Annotated in this window: 19 protein-coding genes; 11 read left to right on the top strand and 8 right to left on the bottom strand. The window is 64.2% G+C overall.

Annotation, left to right across the window (positions count from 1 at the left end):
• Positions 1-46: 46 nt before the first annotated feature.
• On the top strand, positions 47-769 hold the full coding sequence (locus BHD07_RS02445; protein ID WP_100669944.1) for a FadR/GntR family transcriptional regulator: 723 nt from the start codon (positions 47-49) through the stop codon (positions 767-769).
• A gap of 5 nt (positions 770-774) precedes the next feature.
• Here the strand turns inward: BHD07_RS02445 and BHD07_RS02450 are convergent, their stop codons facing one another.
• Positions 775-921, bottom strand: coding sequence for a hypothetical protein (locus BHD07_RS02450; RefSeq protein ID WP_157813651.1), 147 nt, complete (start codon positions 919-921; stop codon positions 775-777).
• Positions 922-1,079: 158 nt separating this feature from the next.
• Between BHD07_RS02450 and BHD07_RS02455 the strand changes: the two genes are divergently transcribed.
• Positions 1,080-1,964, top strand: coding sequence for an SMP-30/gluconolactonase/LRE family protein (locus BHD07_RS02455; protein ID WP_338277475.1), 885 nt, complete (start codon positions 1,080-1,082; stop codon positions 1,962-1,964).
• A gap of 20 nt (positions 1,965-1,984) precedes the next feature.
• On the opposite strand, the gene BHD07_RS02460 is transcribed toward BHD07_RS02455, so the two are convergent.
• The 7 genes from BHD07_RS02460 to BHD07_RS02490 are packed head-to-tail and all read right to left on the bottom strand — an operon-like array spanning position 1,985 to position 8,969.
• Positions 1,985-2,626, bottom strand: coding sequence for a glutathione S-transferase family protein (locus tag BHD07_RS02460; RefSeq protein WP_100669942.1), 642 nt, complete (start codon positions 2,624-2,626; stop codon positions 1,985-1,987).
• Positions 2,623-3,705, bottom strand: a complete 1,083-nt coding sequence (locus tag BHD07_RS02465; RefSeq protein ID WP_018093746.1) for an ABC transporter ATP-binding protein — start codon at positions 3,703-3,705, stop codon at positions 2,623-2,625. Before BHD07_RS02465 ends, BHD07_RS02460 begins: the two co-directional genes overlap by 4 nt.
• A gap of 24 nt (positions 3,706-3,729) precedes the next feature.
• The gene (locus BHD07_RS02470; RefSeq protein ID WP_100669941.1) at positions 3,730-4,803 is read right to left on the bottom strand and encodes a Gfo/Idh/MocA family protein; all 1,074 of its coding nucleotides are present in this window, start codon (positions 4,801-4,803) and stop codon (positions 3,730-3,732) included.
• Position 4,804: 1 nt separating this feature from the next.
• Positions 4,805-5,821: a Gfo/Idh/MocA family protein gene (locus BHD07_RS02475; RefSeq protein WP_100669940.1), complete on the bottom strand. Its 1,017-nt coding sequence runs from the start codon at positions 5,819-5,821 to the stop codon at positions 4,805-4,807.
• Between the two features lie 22 nt (positions 5,822-5,843).
• Positions 5,844-6,731, bottom strand: a complete 888-nt coding sequence (locus BHD07_RS02480; RefSeq protein WP_338277479.1) for a carbohydrate ABC transporter permease — start codon at positions 6,729-6,731, stop codon at positions 5,844-5,846.
• Positions 6,724-7,680 (bottom strand): carbohydrate ABC transporter permease, encoded by a 957-nt coding sequence (locus BHD07_RS02485; RefSeq protein ID WP_018093750.1) that lies wholly within the window; start codon positions 7,678-7,680, stop codon positions 6,724-6,726. Before BHD07_RS02485 ends, BHD07_RS02480 begins: the two co-directional genes overlap by 8 nt.
• Before the next feature lie 5 nt (positions 7,681-7,685).
• Entirely contained in the window at positions 7,686-8,969 is a 1,284-nt protein-coding gene (locus BHD07_RS02490; protein ID WP_100669938.1) for an ABC transporter substrate-binding protein, read from the bottom strand.
• Positions 8,970-9,162: 193 nt separating this feature from the next.
• Here BHD07_RS02490 and BHD07_RS02495 point away from each other — a divergent pair, with 193 nt between their 5' ends.
• The 9 genes from BHD07_RS02495 (at position 9,163) to BHD07_RS02535 (ending at position 21,139) form a co-directional block, all read left to right on the top strand.
• A complete protein-coding gene (locus BHD07_RS02495) occupies positions 9,163-9,840 on the top strand; it encodes a TetR/AcrR family transcriptional regulator (RefSeq protein WP_100669937.1) in 678 nt (225 codons plus the stop codon).
• A gap of 121 nt (positions 9,841-9,961) precedes the next feature.
• Complete coding sequence (locus BHD07_RS02500; protein ID WP_100669936.1) at positions 9,962-11,110, top strand: Gfo/Idh/MocA family protein; 1,149 nt, start codon at positions 9,962-9,964, stop codon at positions 11,108-11,110.
• Positions 11,111-11,113: 3 nt separating this feature from the next.
• A complete protein-coding gene (locus BHD07_RS02505) occupies positions 11,114-12,277 on the top strand; it encodes a dihydrodipicolinate synthase family protein (RefSeq protein ID WP_100669935.1) in 1,164 nt (387 codons plus the stop codon).
• 9 nt (positions 12,278-12,286) lie between these two features.
• Positions 12,287-13,702, top strand: a complete 1,416-nt coding sequence (locus BHD07_RS02510) for an enolase C-terminal domain-like protein (protein WP_100669934.1) — start codon at positions 12,287-12,289, stop codon at positions 13,700-13,702.
• A 17-nt stretch (positions 13,703-13,719) separates the two neighbouring features.
• Complete coding sequence (locus tag BHD07_RS02515; protein WP_338277483.1) at positions 13,720-14,544, top strand: sugar phosphate isomerase/epimerase family protein; 825 nt, start codon at positions 13,720-13,722, stop codon at positions 14,542-14,544.
• A 72-nt stretch (positions 14,545-14,616) separates the two neighbouring features.
• Positions 14,617-15,924, top strand: coding sequence for a Gfo/Idh/MocA family protein (locus tag BHD07_RS02520; RefSeq protein ID WP_338277485.1), 1,308 nt, complete (start codon positions 14,617-14,619; stop codon positions 15,922-15,924).
• A 53-nt stretch (positions 15,925-15,977) separates the two neighbouring features.
• Complete coding sequence (locus BHD07_RS02525) at positions 15,978-18,197, top strand: heavy metal translocating P-type ATPase (RefSeq protein ID WP_338277487.1); 2,220 nt, start codon at positions 15,978-15,980, stop codon at positions 18,195-18,197.
• Positions 18,198-18,473: 276 nt separating this feature from the next.
• Entirely contained in the window at positions 18,474-20,009 is a 1,536-nt protein-coding gene (locus tag BHD07_RS02530) for an ABC transporter ATP-binding protein (RefSeq protein WP_338277489.1), read from the top strand.
• Complete coding sequence (locus BHD07_RS02535) at positions 20,006-21,139, top strand: ABC transporter permease (RefSeq protein ID WP_127708786.1); 1,134 nt, start codon at positions 20,006-20,008, stop codon at positions 21,137-21,139. Before BHD07_RS02530 ends, BHD07_RS02535 begins: the two co-directional genes overlap by 4 nt.
• The last annotated feature ends 1 nt before the right edge of the window (position 21,140 follow it).

The raw sequence follows: 21,140 nt of genomic DNA on the forward strand, positions 1-21,140 counted from the left end.
GGCTAGATTGCGCCTGTACAGAAAAATGACAGGTGAAGGCAGACCCTTGAACGACGTAACGTTGAAACTGAAACCGGCGCGGCGGGAGCGGCTTGCCGATGTTCTCTACGGGCAGATTCTCGAGCAGATCGCCAGCGGCCAGATGGCCGAGGGGGCCAAGCTGCCGTCCGAAGCGCATATCTGCCGCGACTTTCAGGTTTCCCGTCCGGTCGTGCGAGAGGCGCTGATGCGGCTGCAGGCCGACGGCCTCGTGGTTTCGCGCCAGGGCATCGGCACCTTCGTGAAATCGCGTCCGTCCGACAAGCTCACCAGTCTCGCCGCCTCGGCCGAGATCGCGATCTATCTCAGGGCTTTCGAGCCCCGGCTCGCGCTCGAGACGGAATGCGCGGGGCTTGCCGCGATGCGCCGGACCAAGGCTCAGCTCAACCAGATCGGCGAGGCGCTGGCGGCGCTGGAAGGCGCCTTCGCGCGCGGGGAAACCGGATGGGAAGAGGACTTCGCCTTTCACCACGCGGTAGCGGAAGCTGCGGGCAACGAACTTTTTCCACGCCTTCTGGAAGAGCTGCGTGACATTCTCAGCGGCTCGATGCGCATGGCGCTCGGCCTGACGCGGCAGGGCTCCGATGACCGCCGCCGCCGTGTCCTCGAAGAACACCGCAAGATCTACTCTGCCATTTCGGGCCAGAACCGGGATCTCGCCCGCCTTTACATGCGCTACCATCTGACGGAATCGCGCGCCCGTATCACCGGCTCCCATGGCGATCTCTGATCCGGTCATGCTCCGATCCACTTCAAGCGCTCGCCGGTAGCCCGGCTCGACCATTTGCGGACACGCTTTCCGCCTTCGGGCGACACGCTGCCGCGGCGCACCGCGCCGAGCGGCAGGCCTTCAGGGTCGCGGGTTACGAGGGGCGTTTTCATGCAGATCTCCCGGCCGGTTTCTTGTATTTTTATTTTACAAGTTGAGCGAGGGCAAGAGCAATGATAGAGCTGGCAACTGCGGCAGCGAATTCAAAAACGGGAGTTTAAGCGCCTCTGAGTACATCTTCTGGCAGCGGCCCGGGCCCATGGTGTGAAACATGTCTTTCGATTTAACATTTGAGTGTCTTCTGGATTCGCGTTGCGACGTCGCCGAAAGCCCGGTTTTCGATGAGCGCCGGAACTGCCTGTTCTTCGTCGATATCGGCCGCAGCGCCCTTCATCGCGTCGAGCTTTCGGGCGCCGGCCACGTCGAATGGACCGTCGAGGGCGGCGCCTGCAGCGCCGGCCTCGCCCGCTCCGGACGCCTCGTGCTGGCGCAGCGCGATCGCGTGGTTCTGTTCGATCCCGATGTCGGCGCGATCACCAGGGAAATCGCCGCGGTCGAGCCGGACATTGCGGATACGCGCCTCAACGACGGCAAGGTCGGACCGGACGGCGCCTTCTGGGTGGGGACGATGCACGATGTGCCCGACCGCCGGCCCGTCGCGTCGCTCTACCGCGTCTCGCCGGACGGCGCGGTGGAACGCAAGGTGGAAGGCATCGTCTGCTCCAACGGCCTTGCCTGGAGCGGCGACGGTGCCCTTCTGTTTCACTCGGATTCGCGCGGCGCCTGGGTCGACCGCTGGCAGTTCGACCCCGCAACGGGCGCGCTTTCCGGGCGCCGGCGGCTGGCAAGCCTGGACGAGGCGAGCGGCCGACCGGACGGAGCCGCAACCGACGTGGAAGCCCATTACTGGAGCGCCGGCGTGTCGGCGGGCGTCGTCAATCGCTTCTCGCCCGAAGGTCGCCTTGTCGGGGCGCATCGCTTTCCGGTGCCGGCGCCGACCATGCCCTGCTTCGCCGGAGCGGACCTGAAGACGCTTCTCGTCACGTCGCTGCGGCCAGCCGGCATCGGCGAGAAAAACCGCTCCGGCGGCATTTTCGCCGCAAGAAGTCCCGTGGCGGGTGTGGCCGTCCACCGCTTCGACGATCGCCGGATTTGAGGCTGGCGTCTGCGGTCTGATCAGCGCTCCGGAATCGGCGGCAGTTCGGGCGCATCCAGACCCCTGAAGGGATCGCGCCAGGCATCGATCTCCTCGAGCCGGTCACTCCAGCGGCAGATGTTGGGATAATCGCCAAGCGGCAGTCGGGCGGCATCGTTGAAGGGCAGAAAGCTCGCCATTCGGAAATCCGCATGGGATACGGCGTCTCCGACCAGCCAGTTCCGCCCGGAAAGCTCCATATCGAGTATCGCCGCTGCCGTACGGAACCTGCTCAGCCCCTCCTCGACCAGCTGCTGGTCGATCGGGCCGAGCCCATAGCGCTGCTTCGTGCCGCGCTCGAACTGCACCATGTCGCAAGCTCTTACGAAGTTTTCCTTGCCCCAGCTGATCCATCGGACCATGTCGGGTTCGTCGTCGCCCATGCGCCAGAAATCCGATTGCACCTTGCGGGAAAGCCGGCAGGCGATCGCGTCGGCCTCCCAAAGGCTTTTTCCGGCCTCCACGAGTATCGGCAGCGAAAGGTTGGGGTTGAGCGGCCGAAACAGCTCCGCCTGCCCCGGCGCGAAGGGTGAGGCGAATTCGAACTCAACCTCGGCTGCGAGATGGCGTGCCACCGCGACGGCAAGCCTCGGGTTGGGATTGCGGCTGTAGAACAGTTTCATCGCATGGCCCTTCCGTCGGCGCCGAAGACGTGGCAGCGCGACGGGTCGAAGTGGACGGCGAGATTGGAGCCCCGCTCGACCTTCTGCTGCCCCTCCAGCGCGACGGTCAGCTGCTGGCGATCCGGCGTGATCCCGTAGAGCATGGTTTCGCCGCCGAGATTCTCGACGATCTCGACATTGACCGAAGCGAGCTCGATACCGCCCTCGCGCGCGGAAAGATGCTCCGGCCGGATGCCGAATGTGACGTCCTGCCCCTGGGTCGCACCGTTCAGGCGACGGGGGAGGCGGATCGTTCCGCCGCAGACCTCGATCGCCGTTTCGCTTTCGGTGACGTCCGCGATCCGCGCCTTGAGGAAGTTCATCTTGGGGCTGCCGATGAAGCCGGCGACGAAGCGGTTGACGGGATTGTTGTAGAGATCGAGCGGTGCGCCCACCTGCTCGATCCGGCCGGAATTCAGGACGACGATCTTGTCGGCCATGGTCATGGCCTCCACCTGATCGTGCGTCACATAGATCATGGTGTTGCCGAGGTCCCGATGAAGCCTTGAGATCTCCACGCGCATCTGCACGCGGAGTTCGGCGTCGAGGTTGGAAAGCGGCTCGTCGAAGAGGAAGATCCGCGGCTCGCGCACGATCGCGCGGCCGATCGCCACGCGCTGCCGCTGACCGCCGGAGAGCGCCTTCGGCTTGCGGTCGAGCAGCTTTTCGATCTGCAGGATCTCGGCCGCCCGGCGCACCTTCGGCTCGATTTCGGCCTTCTTGAAGCCGGCCGTTTCGAGGCCGAAAGCGAGGTTCTTGTAGACCGACATGTGCGGATAGAGCGCATAGGACTGGAACACCATGGCAATGCCGCGCCTGGCGGGTGCCACTTCGTTCATGCGGTCGCTGTCGAGCATCAGCGTGCCGCCGGAAATCTCCTCCAATCCGGCGATCATTCTGAGCAGCGTCGACTTGCCGCAACCGGACGGACCCACGAAAACGGCGAACTCGCCGGGGTCTATGGTCAGGTCGATGCCGTGGATCACATCGAGCGCGCCGTAGCGCTTCTCGACCTTCTGAAGAACGACGCTCGTCGCCATGTCAAAGTTCCTCCCTGCGGCCCTCTATCGGGTATTCGCACGCCAATCGGCATATTTCGGGCTGTCCGGGCCGAGCGGCAACTCTATTTCGCGGCCGGTATCGGCGGATTGATAGATCGCGGTGACCAGTTCCAGCGCGCGGCGCGCATCCTGCGTCGTCACGGGCAGGGGTCCTCTGCCGCTCAGGAAATCGTGGAAATGCGCCATCTGGGTGGTGAAGCGCGGCAAGACCGGACGCCAGTCGCCGGTCACTTCGTCTATCCGCGCCTGCACTTCGTCATTTGCCGCGATGATCTTCCACGGATCCTTACCCGGCGCATAAGGTTCGTGGCTGCTCTCGAAGGTGACGTTCTCGAAATGCAGCCTTAGCCGGCTGATCTGCTCCTGAGAGCCGAGCGTACAGGAAAGCGAAACGAAGGCGCCGTTCTTCATGAGCAAGCTCGCGGAGGCGCAGTCCTCGACCTCGATGTCGTTGACCCGGGTCGCGACCCGGCCAAACACGCGCGCCACCGGGCCGAGAAGATGCAGCATCATATCGTGCAGATGCAGCGCGTGGGTGACGAGCACGCCGCCGAGCTCCGTCGCCCACTTGCCCCTCCAGGGGACGGAATAATATTCGGGCGTGCGCAGCCAGAAAGTCTCGACCGAGCCGACATAGGGCTTGCCCGCGATGCCGGCCTCGATGATGCGCTTGGCTTTCTCGATGCCGTCGCCGTAGCGATACTGGAAGATCGGCATCAGCACGCCACGTGCCTGCTTCTCGGCTTCCATGATCGCATCGACGCCCGCGAGCGATCCGGTCAGCGGCTTTTCGCAGACCACGTGCTTGCCGGCGGCAAGGGCCGCCAGCACCTGTTCGAGATGGATGCCTGGCGGGGTGCAGATGTCGATGATGTCGATTCCATCGTCGGCGAGAAGTTCCTCGAAGGAGCGGGTCCGCTGCTCGATCCCGAACTCGTCGCCCACTTCGTTCATCCGTTCCTCGTTGAGGTCGCAGAGAGCCTGGACTCGGAACTTGTCCGGGTGCGGCTGATAGCCCTCGACGATATGCGAACGCCCGATGCCGCAGCCGATGATGGCGACTGTCTTCACGCTCATGTCAGTTCCTGTCCCCGTTCTGTTCGGCGATCGCCTGCGCCTGAAGCGCAAGCTCCATGGCCTTGAAGCAGCGCTCCTGCGGCATCGCGGTTTCGGTCCTGTCGCGGATGTCGGCGAGGAACTGACGCCCGAAGGGCAGGTCGACGCGGGAGCAGTCGATATGTTCGACGCCGTTGCGGTCCGCGAGAAACAGGTGGTTGCCGCCTTCGCGCCCGGCGAGATCGACCGCCTTGCGGACCTCGATCGTTCCGGATGTGCCCACGATGAAGAGCCGGCCGTCACCCCAGGTCGGCATTCCCTCCGGGGTCAGCCAGTTCACATGGATCATGCCGGTGGCCCGCCCCGTCGCGAGGTGGATGCTGCCCGTATCCTGCAGTTCGGGAGCGTCGGGAACGCTCCGGTTGCCGACGCTCGCCGAAAGCACGGTCGCGTCGTCGACGCCGGTGAAGAACAGGAACTGCTCGCACTGGTGCGATGCGATGTCGGTCAGGATGCCGCCATAGTCCGCGCGGCGGAAGAACCAGTCGGGCCGCGTCTCGCGGCGCAGCCTGTGCGGGCCGAGGCCGACGATGTGCACCACCTCGCCGATCGCGCCGGCGGCGACGAGCTCGCCGGCCTTGACCGTGGCCGGGCTCTCGAAATGCTCCGAATAGAGGATCGAGAAGATGCGGCCCGTCTCGGCCTGGACCCGGCGCAGCTTGGCGAGCTGGTCGAAGCTCGTCATGCCCGGCTTGTCGACAAGCACGTCCTTGCCGTGCTGCATGGCACGGATCGCCAGTTCCGCGCGCTCGCTCGAAACGGCGGCCGAGACGATGAGGCCGATGCTCTCGTCCTCGAGGATTTCCTCTGCCGTCGGGATGCGCGGGGCGTCTGCGTAGACGGCGGAAAATTCCGTGGCCAGCGCATCGTCCTTCTCGTGGAAACCGGCGAGGCGGGCGCCGGCCCGAAGCAGGCAGTCGACCTGGCCGTAGATGTGATTGTGGTTGAGCCCGACGGCAGCGAAACGCAATTCGTCCATGATGATTTTCTAGCTCCGTCGCTCAGCGTTTCATGCCGGTGGTGGCGATGCCCTCGATCAGAAGGCGCTGGAAGAAGAGGAAGAAGAAGAACACCGGCACGAGCGAGAGCGTCGACATGGCGAAGAGCCCGCCCCAGTCGGAGGTGCTGCTCGAGTCGACGAAGGTCCTCAAGCCGAGCTGGATCGTGTAGCTGTTCATGTCGTTGAGGTAGATCAGCGGCCCGAAGAAATCGTCCCAGGTCCAGATGAAGGAGAAGATGGCGGCCGTCGCCAGAACGGGAAGCGATAGCGGCAGCATGATCTTCCAGTAGATGCGCCAGGCGCCGCAGCCGTCCATCATCGCCGCTTCGTCCAGTTCGCGCGGGATTCCGCGGAAGAACTGCACCATCAGGAAGATGAAGAAGGCATCGCTGGCGAGAAACTTCGGGACCACCAGCGGCAGGAATGTGTTCACCCAGCCGAGATCGAGGAAGAGGACATATTGGGGAATGAGCGTCACGTGATAGGGGATCATCATCGTGCCGAGCATGATCGCGAACCAGAAATTCCGCCCCGCGAAGCGCAGCCTTGCGAAGGCATAGGCCGCGAGCGAGCAGGCGACGACATTGCCGACGACGGTGAGCACCGCGATGACCAGCGAGTTCCAGAAGAACCGCCCGAAGCTGACGTCGAGCCCGAACCAGCCGCGCAGATAGGAGGAGAAATCAACCGAGGAGGGCCAAAGCGACGTGGAGGCGAAGATCTCGTCCTCCGGCCTGACCGATGCCGAGATCATCCACAGGAGCGGATAGATCATGGCGATCGAGGCGGCGATCAGGGCGGCGTGAACGAGGACCGATCCCACAGGGCCGCGGCGGCCCGTCGCGTCCGGCGGCGCGGCGGTTACCGAGCTCATGGTCGCGTCAGTCATCGTAGTGCACCCAGTAGCGAGAGGTGAGGAACGAGAAGGCCGTGAACAGCCCGATGATCAGCACGAGAATCCAGGCAAGCGCCGAGGCGTAGCCCATGCGGAAATTACCGAAGGCCTCCTGGTAGAGGTAAAGAGTGTAGAACAGCGTCGAATTGATCGGACCGCCGGTGCCGCCGGAAATGATGAAGGCGGGAGTGAAGGCCTTGAAGGCGTCGATCGTCTGCACGACCGCGTTGAAGAAGATCACCGGCGTCAAGAGCGGCAGCGTGATCTTGTAGAACTGACGGAACTTGGACGCCCCGTCGAGGCTCGCCGCCTCGTACATGTCCGTCGGGATCTGCCGAAGGCCCGCAAGGAAGATGATCATCGGCGATCCGAACTGCCAGACGCTCAAGACCACGAGCGTCCATATCGAATAGTCCGGGTGAGAGATCCAGCTCGGCCCCTCGATGCCGAACTGGGCCAGCAGGCTGTTGATCAGGCCGTCGCCGGCGAAGAGCTGTCGCCAGAGCACGGCGATCGCGACGCTGCCGCCAAGCAGCGACGGCAGGTAGAAGATCGCCCGATAGACGGTGAGCCCCCGGACGCCGCGGTCGAGAAGGATCGCGACGAGCAGCGCGAAGGCGAGCTTGAAGGGCACCGAAAGCACGACATAGAGAAAGGTCACCTTGATCGCCGCGGCGAATTTCGGGTCCGCCGTCGCGATGCGCACGTAATTGGCGGTGCCGATCCATTCCGGCGCGCGGATCAGGTCGAAATTGGTGAAGGAAAGATAGAGCGAGGCGATGGCGGGCCCGAGCGTCAGGCCGAAGAAGCCGATGAGCCATGGCAACAGAAACATGTAGCCGGCTCCATGGCTTGCCCATGTCCTGGCCAGGCGGCCCTGTGCGGCCGGGCGCGATGACGCGCCCGTGCCGACTGCGACAGCGGTGTCCTGCACGGCCGCCATCCTCCTTAACCTCGTGCAAGGATTTGGCTGACCTCGTTCACCAGCGTCTCGCCTCCTTGCTTGGCGTCGAGCTGACCGAAGCCGACCTGTTCGGCGACGTTGCGCAGAGCGAATTCCGCCTCGCCGGCACCGCTGGGCGGCGGCGGCGGCAGATCGCCGGCAAGCGCTCCGAGGCCCGAGACATAGTCGAGCATGGCGCGGCCGAGCTCGTCGAGCGTCGACGCCAGTTTCTCGCGTACGGCTGCCGATTCCGGTACGCCGCGCTCGACGCCCAGGATTTCGGCGGCTTTCGGGTCCTTGACGAAGAAGTTGACGTATTTTGCGCCGAGTTCCGGGTCCTTGGTCTGGGCCGAGACCGAGAAGAACATCGACGGCTTGCGATAATGGCCGCCCTTCGCATCCTTGTCGATCAGTGGATGGCTTCTCAGCGCCAGTTTGTCCTTGTTTATGCCCTGATAGGCGACGAACTGATTGGAGTGCGCGAAGGAAGCGGCCGCCTTGCCGAGCGATAGGGGGCTCGTCTCCACATTGTACTGGTCGAGCGCCTGGATGTCCGGCGGGACGCAGGCCTTGTCCTCGCGCATTTTCTGCCACATGGCGAACCATTCGGCCGCATCGTTCGCATCATAGGCGATCTTGCCGTCCGCGGTGAACAATGCCTTGCCGCGCTGGCGCAGCCAGTTTTCGAACAGCGGCTCGACCGCGCTGCCGTCGGAGAGGCCATAGAAACCCTTGCGCTTGCCGGCCTTGGTGATCTCGGCGCCCGACCGCGCCATCTCTTCCCAGGTCGTCGACGGCGTCGGAAGTTCGATGCCGGCTTCCTCGAAAGCGGCGGCATTGACCATCATCGCTGCCGAGTTGGCGCCGAGGCTGATGCCGTAGAGCTTGCCTTCGACGCTGCCGCCCTTGATCTGCACCTGGTCGAAATCCTCGACCTTGAGCACGGAACCGAGATAATCGTCGAGGGGCGCGAGCGCGCCGCGCCGGGCATATTCGACGATGTAGCGATAGTCCATCTGGATGATGTCAGGCGCATTGCGCCCGGCCACCTGGGTGGCAAGCCGCGGCCAGTAGTCGCTCCAGCCGAGGAATTCGCCGTTGATGGCGACGCCCGCGTTCTGTTCCTGGAAGAGCTGATTGACCTTGTTCGTGCGGTCGGCACGGGCCTGTGAACCCCACCAGAGCACCCGCAGCCGCGCCTCCTGCGCAAAGGCGGGCCCCAGTGCGGACATCGAAAGAAGTGCCGCCCCTCCCGCGAGTACGTTTCGCCTGCTGATCTTATGCGTCATCTGTTCCTCCTCCCTTCGGAACGCCTCCACAACGTTCCGGCCTCTTGCAACAAATAACTATTTGGTTACAAGTTATGGAGAAGCAGTGATCCTGTCAAGCAGTTGTGTGCCGAACTGTCATTGGCTTGTAAATTATTTTGACAAAGTTGCACCGAAGGCCGTTAAAGGCAAGAGGTTGCGGAGGTTGCGCGTGATGGACAAGATAAGAGGCGAGGCGAAAGGGAGGAGCGGGTCCGGGGGACGGGCGGAGCGGGCGCTTCAGCGCGACCCCGAGCGCACGCGTGCCTCGATCCTCGCCGCCGCGACCCGGGAGTTCGCCGAAAACGGCATAGGCGGCGCCCGCGTCGATTCCATCGCCGAGAGGGCCGGCATCAACAAGCGCATGCTCTACCACTACTTCGGCGACAAGGAACAGCTTTATCTCGCCGTGCTGGAAGAGGCCTATGTGGGGATAAGAACGGCGGAAAAATCCCTTAATCTCAGCGACTTGGAGCCCGAGCAGGGAATTGCCGAGCTCGCCATGTTCACCTGGGGCTACTTCCTGGAGCATCCGGAATTCCTGAGTCTCCTCGGCACCGAGAACCTGCACCGGGCTCGCTGGCTGCGTCAGTCGACGCGTCTAAAGGAGCTGCATTCGAGCTTTATAGACAAGCTCTCCGACCTTCTCCGGCGCGGCAAGGGCGAGGGGCTCTTTCGGCCCGATGTCGATCCGCTGAACCTCTATCTGACGATCGCCGCCCTCGGTTATTTCTACCTTTCCAACCAGTACACGCTCTCGACGATCTTCGGTCGCGACCTCATGGACAAGAGCAATCTCGACGTCTGGAAGCGCCATATCGTCCATGTCACGCTGGCGTCGATCCGGCGCTGATCCAGCACATGTCGTTTTTTTTGTTGACAAGTGCGATTCTCCTCTGCCACAAAGTAACCGATTAGTTACTGGCTTGGGAGGGCTGGTTCTTCCCCTCACCGGCCTCTCAGGGAGGAACGGCATGCCGCGTTTGGGTATAATATTGCACGGTGTCACCGGCCGCATGGGCTACAACCAGCATCTGGTGCGCTCGATCCTGGCCATCCGTGATCAGGGCGGGATCACGCTCCAGTCGGGCGAAAGGCTGGAGATCGATCCGATCATTGTCGGCCGCAATCGCGACAAGATGGAGCAATTGGCCAAGCGCCATGCCATCGCCCGCTGGTCGACCGATCTCGACGCGGCGCTTGCCGATCCGAACGACCAGATATTCTTCGACGCCGGCACGACGCTGATGCGTGCCGAGCTCATCGGCCGCGCGCTCGACGCCGGCAAGCACGTCTATTGCGAGAAGCCGATCTCCGACGATCTGAGGACGGCGGTCAAGCTGGCGCGGAAGGCGCGCACCTCCGGGCTCAAGCATGGGGTCGTGCAGGACAAGCTGTTCCTGCCGGGCCTTCGCAAGCTGGCCCTGCTGAGGGAGTCGGGCTTTTTCGGCAAGATCCTCTCGGTGCGGGGCGAGTTCGGCTACTGGGTGTTCGAAGGCGATTGGGGCGTTCCGGCCCAGCGGCCCTCATGGAACTACCGGAAAAAGGACGGCGGCGGCATCATCCTCGACATGCTCTGCCACTGGCGCTACGTGCTCGACAATCTCTTCGGGGAAGTGAAGGCCGTCTCCTGCCTCGGCGCGACTCATATCCCAAGCCGTATCGACGAACAGGGCCGCGCCTACGACTGCGACACCGACGACGCGGCCTATGCCACCTTCGAACTCGAAGGCGGCATCGTCGCGCATATCAATTCCTCCTGGGCGGTGCGCGTGCGGCGCGACGATCTGGTGACGTTTCAGGTCGACGGAACCCATGGTTCCGCTGTCGCCGGACTCACGAAATGCTGGACGCAGCACCGCGTCAACACCCCGAAACCGGTCTGGAATCCCGATCAGCCGCAGACGATCGATTTCTACAGGACATGGGACGAGGTGCCGGATACGCAGGCCTTCGACAACGGCTTCAAGGCGCAATGGGAAATGTTCCTGCGCCATGTGGCGGAGGACGGCCCGTGGCCCTATGGGCTCGAGGCTGGCGCCAAGGGCGTACAGCTTGCGGAACTCGGCCTCAAATCCTGGGCGGAGCGCCGCTGGCTCGACGTTCCGGAATTGGAGCTCTGAACCATGGTCAGCATCAAGCTTCCAATCGAAGGCAGGCTTGCCAGCTACGACCTCACGGGTCGGCCGGTGCCTTTCAAAAGGCGTGACGCCAAGGCCTTTTCCAGGGTCGCCTTCGCCGCCGCCCATGTGGTCGCCGACCCGCTCGCCGACAACGATCCCTGGCTGGCGCCGGCGATCGACTGGGAGCGCACGCTTGCCTTTCGTCACCGCCTCTGGGATCTCGGTCTCGGCGTTGCCGAAGCGATGGATACAGCCCAGCGCGGCATGGGCCTCGGCTGGCCGGAAGCGCGCGAACTCATCCGCCGCTCGCTTGCCGAAGCGCGCGGCCGTCAGGGCGCGCTGATCGCCTGCGGCGCCGGCACCGACCATCTGGCGCCTGGGCCGGACGTGTCGATCGACGATATTCTCCGGGCCTATGAGAGCCAGATCGAGGCGATCGAGGCAGAAGGAGGCCGGATCATACTGATGGCGAGCCGGGCGCTTGCCGCCACGGCGAAGGGCCCGGAGGACTATATCCGCGTCTACGACCGCGTTCTCACGCAGGTGAAGGAGCCGGTCATCATCCACTGGCTCGGCGAGATGTTCGATCCGGCGCTCGAAGGCTACTGGGGCAATGGCGACCACATGGCGGCGATGAAGACCTGTCTCGAGGTTCTCGAGGCGCATGCCGCAAAGGTCGACGGCATCAAGATTTCGCTCCTTTCCAAGGAGAAGGAGATCGTGATGCGGCGGCAACTGCCCAAAGCCGTGCGCATGTATACCGGCGACGACTTCAACTATGCCGAACTCATCGCCGGCGACGAGGAAGGGCATTCGGATGCGCTGCTCGGCATCTTCGACGCCATCGCGCCGGTGGCTTCGGCGGCGCTGGAAGCGCTGGGCAGCGGGCGAAACGGCGAATTCTTCGAATTGCTGGAGCCGACGGTGCCGCTCTCGCGCCACATCTTCAAGGCGCCGACGCGTTTCTACAAGACCGGCGTCGTCTTCCTTGCTTATCTGAACGGCCTTCAGGACCATTTCGTCATGATCGGCGGACAGCAGAGCGCCCGATCCCTCGTCCATCTCGCCGAGCTTTTCCGCCTTGCCGACAGAGCCGGGGTCCTGGCCGATCCGGAGCTTGCCGCCGCCCGCATGCGGCGCGTGCTCGCCGTGCACGGCGTCGAGTGAGGCTTTGCGATGACGCAAGCCCCGCGCGTCAGGCTGGCCGAAGCGGAGGTTTTCGAGCGGCCGGTCGAATTCCGTTTTCCTTTCCGCTTCGGCTCAGCGCGCGTTGCGAGCGCGCCGCAGGCCTTCGTCCGGGTGCGGGTGGAGGATGCGCGCGGCCGGTCCGCCATCGGCTGGGCGGCAGAGATGATGATGCCGAAATGGTTCGACAAGAACCCAGGTCTTTCGCCGCAGGATAATGTGGAGCAGCTGCGTGCCTCCTTGCGTCTGGCGGTCGAAGGGCTGACCTCGCTGCAGGCGCAGACCCCCTTTGGACTGCACGCGGCTGCCGAGGGTGATCACCACCGGGCGGCAGCCGGGCATGGCCTGCCAGCCCTTGTCGCCTCCTACGGCCTGGCGCTCCTTGATCGCGCCATCCTCGACGCGGTGTGCCGCATGACCGGAGCAAGCGCCGCCGAGGCGGTCAGAGGCAACCTGCCGGGCATCACCGACGCCACCGCGCCCGATCTGGGAGGCTTCGACCTTGCGCGGTTCCTCTCGCGCCTCGAACCCGGCCCGAGGCTGGCCGTTCGCCACACGATCGGCCTTGCAGACGCGCTGACGGCGGCCGATTTCGCGCCCGGGCAGCGGCTGGAGGACGGCCTGCCACAGACGCTGGAAGAGGTGATCGCCGCCTATGGCCACCGCTATTTCAAGATCAAGGTATCGGGGCGCCCGGCCGAAGACACCGAGCGTCTGCTCGCCATCGCCGCCATTCTCGACCAGGGCGTCGATGCGTATCGGGTGACGCTCGACGGCAACGAACAGTTCGAAAATGCCGATGCCGTTGCCGATCTCCTCGACCGGATCGCCGAAGAGCCGCGGCTCGAAAAATTGAGCGCCTCGGCGCTCTTCTTCGAGCAGCCGATCGCTCGCGCCGAGGCGCTGTCGAAACCGGTCACGGAAGTCGCCCGGCGGATGCCGCTCGAAATCGACGAGTCCGATGGCGATATCGGCGCGTTTCTCCGCGCTCGCGCGCTCGGTTATGCCGGCATCTCCTCGAAGTCCTGCAAAGGCTTCTACCGGGCACTCATCAACCGCGCTCGCGTGGAGATGTGGAACGCCGAAGCCGGGACCGCATGCTGTTTCATGTCCGCCGAGGACCTGACGACGCAGTCGGGCCTGGCGCTCCAGCAGGACCTCGTGCTGGCAGCGCTTGTCGGCGCCGGCCACGTCGAACGCAACGGTCACCACTATGTCGACGGCATGGCCGGCGCCCCGGCGGCAGAGCAGGCCGCCTATCTCGCCCGCCATGGCGATCTCTACGAAAGAGCTTCCGGGCGGGCGCGGCTGGCGATCCGCGGCGGCGAAATCACCTTTTCCACCGTCTTGCGGTCCGTCGGTCTCGGCTCATCCGTCGAGCCGGGCTGGGCGGCGACGGTGTCCTGAAATCGGGAGGAAAACATATGCTGGTCGAAGGGCTTTCCATCAATCTGGCGACGATCCGGGAGCAGTGCGGCTTCGCCGAAGCCGTGGATATCTGTCTAAAGCACGGCATCACGGCGATTGCGCCCTGGCGCGACCAGGTGGCGGCGGTCGGGTTCGACGAGGCCGTGCGTATCGTCCGCTCCAACGGTCTGAAGCTCACCGGGCTATGCCGCGGCGGCTTCTTTCCGGCGCCGGAAGCGTCAGGACGCGAAAAGGCGATCGACGACAACAGGCGCGCGGTGGACGAGGCAGCGGAACTCGGCGCCGATTGCCTGGTACTGGTCGTCGGCGGCCTTCCGGGAGGTTCGAAGAACATCGACGCGGCGAGGCGGATGGTTCTGGAAGGGATCGCGGCGGTGCTGCCGCATGCGCGCGCGGCCGGCGTGCCGCTTGCGATCGAGCCGCTGCATCCGATGTATGCCGCCGACCGCGCCTGCGTGAACACGCTCGGACAGGCTCTCGATATCTGCGACACCCTTGGCCCGGGCGTCGGCGTGGCGATCGACGTCTATCACGTATGGTGGGATCCCGATCTCGACGAGCAGATCGCGAGGGCCGGCAAAATGCAGGCGATCCTCGCTCATCACATCTGCGATTGGCTCGTCCCCACCAAGGACATGCTGACGGATCGCGGCATGATGGGCGACGGCGTCATCGACCTCAAGGGTATCCGGCGCCGGATCGAGGCGGCCGGCTTCCACGGGGCTCAGGAGGTCGAGATCTTCTCCGCAGACAACTGGTGGAAGCGTCCGGCCGAGGAGGTGATCGCGACCTGTGTGGAACGCTACCGGAACTGCTGCTGATATGCTGGGGCAGGATGTGTCTCCTACGAAATATGACAGGGCAAAATATGACAGGGATTGCGTGAGGGTATGATGGACAACAAGCGTCGCTTTGCGCTGGTCGGCACCGGCAACCGCGGAACCACCATGTGGGGCAGGGATCTTCTGGCCGGCTGGCGCGGCCTCGTCGATCTGGTCGCCATTGCCGATACGAACGCGCTGCGAGCCGAGCGCGCCCGCACGATGATCGCCACCAATGCGCCCGTTTACGGCAATGTCGATACCATGCTTGCCGAAACGCGCCCCGATCTCGTCATCGTCTGTACCCCGGACGACACGCATGACGATATCGTCGTGCGCGCCCTGGAGTCCGGCGCCGACGTCATCACCGAAAAGCCGATGTCGACCACGGTCGAAAAGATCCGCCGCATTCTCGACGCGGAGAAGCGGACCGGGCGGCGGGTGGACGTTTCCTTCAACTACCGCTTCGCGCCGACCGCAGCACGCATCAAGGAACTCCTCAATGCCGGCGAGATCGGCCGCGTCACCTCGGTCGATTTCCACTGGTATCTCGATACGCGCCACGGCGCCGATTATTTCCGCCGCTGGCATGCCTATACGGAACGATCGGGCAGCCTCTTCGTGCACAAGGCGACACACCATTTCGATCTCCTGAACTGGTATCTCGACAGCGATCCGGACGCGGTCAGCGCCTTTGCCGACCTGCAGATGTACGGCCGCAAGGGACCGTTTCGAGGTCCTCGCTGCAAGCTCTGTCCTCACAAGAGCGAGTGCGACTTCTACCTCGATCTCGAAGCCGATCCGTTTCTCGACTCGCTCTATGAGGAACCTTCCGAAATCGACGGCTATTTCCGCGACGGCTGCGTCTTCCGCGAGGACATCGACATCCCCGACACGATGGTCGCGAATATCCGCTACCGCAACGACGTCCACGTCTCCTATTCGCTCAACACCTTCCAGCCGATCGAGGGCCATCATATCGCCTTCAACGGTACGACGGGCAGGATCGAGCTTCGCCAGTACGAGGACCAGCCGTGGGAGACGCCGGCCGAGGACATGATCCTGCTCGTCCGCAACTTTCCCAAGGGCAAGGCGGCGATCGAACGGATCACGGTGCCGCATTTTCCCGGCGGGCACTATGGCGGCGACGACCGGCTGCGGAATACGCTCTTCGCGCCGGATGCGACGGATCCGCTTGGACAGCGCGCAGGTGCGCGGGCCGGCGCCATGTCGGTCCTTTGCGGCATTGCGGCGCTTCAGAGTTCGCGTACGGGCAAGATCGTCAGCCTGGCCGATCTGATGCCGGAATTGTTCACCGACGGGCAGGCGGAGCGCAAGCTCGCGGCGAATGCCGGGTGGACCGCGCATTTTCCCTCTTGAACCTCTAGTTGCTAGAGGACTTAGCCTGCTTCCGGTTTCGTAAGGAGCATGGAATGACAGGCATATTTCGGGAAACGAGATTCCGCGTCGATGGGATGGATTGCGCGTCCTGCGCGACCAAGATCGACACGGCCGTCAGGCGGGTTGCGGGGGTCGAGGACGTGAATGTCTCGGTGGCCGCCGGCACCATGACCGTCCGGCATGTGGCGCGCGACGATATCGGCGCCCAGGTGATGCGGAAGGTCGGCGGCCTCGGCTACGGGCTTACGCCGCTTGACGTTGCGACGGAACGGCAGCCGGCTCAGAGCGAGCACGCCTGCTGCGGCCACGGGCAAGTTGCAGGCGGCCCGCACCACGATCACGGCCATCCGACAATCCTTCCGGCAGGCACGAAGCCGTCGTCCCATTTCAGGGCGCCCTTGCCATGGTGGCGAACGGCAAAGGGCAGGCTCACGCTCGCCTGCGGCGTTGCCCTTGCCGCAGCCTATGCCATCGGCCAGTTCGTTCCCGGTACCGAGCCCTGGATTTTCATCCTCGCCATGCTCGTCGGCCTGGTGCCGATCGCGAGACGCGCGCTCATGGCAGCACTTTCCGGCACGCCTTTCTCGATCGAGATGCTGATGACCATTGCGGCAGCCGGTGCCGTCTTCATTGGCGCCGGCGAGGAAGCGGCCATGGTCGTCCTCCTGTTCCTGATCGGGGAACTGCTCGAGGGTGTTGCCGCGGGCAAGGCACGGGCGAGCATACAGGCGCTGACGGCGCTCGTGCCGAAATCGGCGCTCCTCGAAGAAAACGGCAGGACCGTGGAGGTCCCCGCCGAAAGCCTGGCCCCTGGCGCCATCGTCCTCGTCCGTCCCGGCGACCGGCTTCCCGCCGACGGTATCATCGTCTCCGGCGAGAGCGGCGTCGACGAGGCGCCGGTGACAGGCGAGAGCACGCCCGTCCTGAAGGAAGCCGGCGCGAACGTCTTTGCCGGAACCGTCAATGGTGACGGCGCGCTGCGGGTGCGCGTCACCGCCGCCGCAGCCGACAACACCATCGCGCGCGTCATCAGGCTTGTCGAAGAGGCGCAGGAGAAGAAGGCGCCGACGGAGCGTTTCATCGATCGCTTCTCCCGATATTACACGCCGGGCGTGGTGCTCGTCGCGGCATTGGTCGCGATCATCCCGCCGCTCGCCCTCGGCGGCCTGTGGCAGGACTGGATTTACAAAGGGCTCGCGCTTCTCCTGATCGGTTGCCCCTGTGCCCTCGTCATCTCCACGCCGGCCGCGATCGCCGCGAGTCTTTCGGCAGGTGCACGCCGCGGTCTTCTGATCAAGGGCGGTGCCGTCCTCGAAAATCTCGGCAGGATCACAGCCGTCGCCTTCGACAAGACCGGAACGCTCACCGAAGGCAGGCCGAAACTGACCGACATCGTCGCCTTCGGCAGATCGGAAGCGGAGGTGCTCGACTACGCCGCTGCGCTCGAACAGGGATCCAGCCATCCGCTGGCCCGTGCCGTCCTGTCGCGTGCCGAAGCCGATGGATTGGCGCTCCTTCCCGTCGAAGGCGCCCGGGCCATCGGGGGCAAGGGCGTTGCCGCTTCCGCAGACGGCGTGGAGCTTTTCCTCGGCTCGCCCGAGGCGGCCCGGGAGCGCGCACCGCTGGCGGCGGATGAACTGGCTCGGATCGAAGCCCTGCAGGATGAGGGGAAGACCGTCTCCGTGCTCGTCGTCGGCGGGAGGGCAGCCGGAGCGCTTGCCATGCGCGACGAACCGCGTGCGGATGCCGCGGCGGGCCTGAGGGCGCTCGCCGCTCAGGGGTTGCGGGTGGTGATGCTCACCGGCGACAACCGGGCGACGGCCGAGGCGATCGCCGGCCGGCTCGGGGGCATCGAGGCGCATGCAGGGCTTCTTCCCGAGGATAAGCAGCGCATCGTAAGCGGGCTCAAGGCCGAAGGCCTCGTCGTGGCGAAGGTCGGCGACGGCATCAACGACGCGCCGGCTCTGGCGGCGGCGGATGTCGGCATCGCCGTTGGCGGCGGCACCGACGTGGCGCTGGAAACGGCCGACGCGGCCAGCCTTCATGCCCGCGTCTCGGACGTCTCGGAGATGGTGAAGCTGTCACGGGTGACGATGCGCAACATTCACCAGAACATCACGATCGCACTCGGCCTCAAGGCCGTGTTCCTGGCGACCACCATTGCCGGCGTGACGGGCCTCTGGCCGGCGATCCTCGCCGATACCGGCGCGACCGTCCTGGTGACGATCAACGCATTGAGGCTGCTGCGTTAGCTGGCCGGGATTTAACCCGCGGCCTTCCGCAAGGCCCCCAAACCCTCCCCTCAAGGGGGAGGGAAGCGCCTTCACGCACCCGCGCCATGGATGCAATCTCCCTGTGTATATTCGCGCTGGACTCTCACCGGCGATCCTATGAGAGTATAAGGAGATTTCGTCGCCCAGGCTTTCGCGCCTGAAAATCGATGATAAACTTATACCAAATGGTAAAAAAATTGTCGGCACGGTTTCTGCGATGAGCCGAAGCGGGCAAAAAGGGGATCGCAGGCCAATATGAACAATATTGCCATCGAATTGCGTGGAATAGACAAGAGCTTCGGGCTGGTCCACGCCAACAGGAACATCAATCTCAAGGTTCGCAAGGGCACGATCCACGGCATCATCGGTGAAAACGGTGCCGGCAAGTCGACGCTGATGTCGATCCTCTATGGCTTCTATCAGGCCGACCACGGCGAGATCCTGGTCGACGGCAAGCCTGTTACCATTCGCGATCCGAATGCGGCGATCTCCGTCGGGATCGGCATGGTCCACCAGCACTTCATGCTGGTCGAGAACTTTACCGTGCTCGAAAACGTCATGCTCGGCGCCGAGGACAGCCAGATCCTCAACAAGGGCATCGCCAAGGCGCGGCAGGAACTGAAGCGGCTCGAGAAGGAATATGCGCTCGAGGTCAATCCGGACGCCCTGATCGAGGAGCTGCCGGTCGGCCTTCAGCAGCGCGTCGAGATATTGAAGGCGCTTTATCGAAGGGCCGATATCCTGATCCTCGACGAACCGACCGGCGTCTTGACGCCGGCCGAGGCCGATCACCTGTTTCGTATCCTCGGCCAGCTCAAGGCGCAGGGAAAGACGATCATCCTCATCACCCATAAGCTGCGCGAGATCATGGCGATCACCGACGAGGTATCGGTCATGCGGCGCGGCGAAATGGTGGCGACGCGCACGACGCGTGAAACCTCGGTCGAGGAACTGGCCGAGCTGATGGTCGGTCGGCGCGTGCTGCTTCGTGTCGAGAAGGGCGAGAGCAATCCCGTTGACGTGAAGCTCGCCGTCCAGGGGCTGACGGTCAAGGACAGCCGCGGCGTGACCATGGTCGATAACGTCTCCTTCGAGGTTCGTGCAGGCGAGATCGTCGGCATCGCCGGCGTGGCCGGCAACGGCCAGTCGGAACTGCTCGAAGCGATCGCCGGCATCCGCAAGGCCGCCTCCGGGACGGTTCTCCTCAACGGCAAGCTGGTGGACGTCACCGGGAACGCGGACCCGGCGAAACTGCGGGATCGCGGACTGGCGCATGTGCCGGAAGACCGGCATCACGTCGGGCTCGTGCTCAAGTTCGAGGAATGCGAAAACGCGATCCTCGGTTACCACCATGACCCGCGCTTCTCCAACGGCATGTTCCTGAACATCGATGCGATCCGCAAGGATGCCGAGGAGAAGATTGCCAAATATGATATTCGCCCGCCGAATGCACGGCTGAGGACGGCCAATTTCTCCGGTGGCAACCAGCAGAAGGTCGTGCTTGCGCGCGAGATGGAGCGGGATCCGGACGTCCTCATCATCGGCCAGCCGACCCGCGGAGTCGACGTCGGCGCGATCGAATTCATCCACAAGCGGATCATCGAGATGCGCGACCAGGGCAAGGCCGTTCTGCTGGTTTCGGTCGAGCTCGACGAGATACGTTCCCTTTCCGACCGCATCCTTGTGATGTTTGCCGGACGCGTTGTCGGCGAACGCAGCCCCGAGGCGACCGAAGGCGAGCTCGGCCTGCTGATGGCCGGTGTCGAAGGCCGCAAGGAGGCCGCAGAATGAGTACGCCCTATGCGAAACTCCCGGTATGGGTGGAATATGGCCTCATCCCGCTGATCAATCTTGCCGTCGCCTTCCTCGTCGCCGGCCTCGTCGTTCTCCTCGTCGGCGAAAACCCGCTCGAAGCCGCCTACCATCTCATCAACGGCGCCTTCGGCCGCGGCGAATATATCGGCTTCACGCTCTATTACGCGACGACCTTCATCTTCACCGGGCTCGCGGTGGCGGTCGCCTTTCATGCCGGTCTTTTCAACATCGGCGGCGAGGGCCAGGCCTATGTCGGCGGCATCGGCGTGGCGCTCGCCTGCCTCTGGCTCGACCAGACTATGCCCTGGTACGTGGTCTTCCCGCTCGCCATTGTCGGCTCCGCCTTCTTCGGCGCGCTCTGGGCGTTCCTGCCCGGCTGGCTGCAGGCCAAACGCGGCAGCCATATCGTCATCACCACCATCATGTTCAATTTCATCGCCTCCAGCCTGATGGTCTATCTGCTGACACGCGTACTGAAGCCGCTCGGCTCGATGGCGCCGCAGACGCGCACCTTCGCCGAAGGTGGGCAATTGCCGAAGCTCGACTGGCTGCTGTCGATCTTCGGCCTCAATATCGGCACGGCGCCGTTCAACATCTCGTTCCTCCTGGCGCTGGCGGCCGCCTTCGCGGTCTGGGTGCTGATCTGGCGCACCAGGCTCGGCTACGAGATGCGCACCATGGGCCATAGCCCGTCTGCCGCGCGCTATGCCGGTATCAGCGAAAGCCGCATCACCGTCGTCGCCATGATGATATCAGGGGGCCTTGCCGGCATGATGGCGCTGAACCCGATCATGGGCGAGCAGTTCCGCATGCAGCTGGATTTCGTGCAAGGCGCCGGCTTCGTCGGCATCGCGGTCGCGTTGATGGGGCGCTCGCATCCGGGCGGCATTATTCCCGCCGCGATCCTTTTCGGCGTGCTCTACCAGGGCGGCGCCGAGATCGCCTTCGAGATGCCTTCGATCTCCCGGGACATGATCGTCATCATCCAGGGTCTCGTGATCCTCTTTGCCGGGGCGCTCGAGAACATGTTCCGCCCGGCGATCACGCGCGCCTTCGCGATGCGCGGCCAGCGCGCGGCCGCCGTCGTGCAGACCAAGGGAGCCTGAA

This window comes from Sinorhizobium sp. KGO-5 (assembly GCF_036245905.1).
In the GTDB taxonomy this organism is placed as follows: domain Bacteria; phylum Pseudomonadota; class Alphaproteobacteria; order Rhizobiales; family Rhizobiaceae; genus Sinorhizobium; species Sinorhizobium meliloti_A.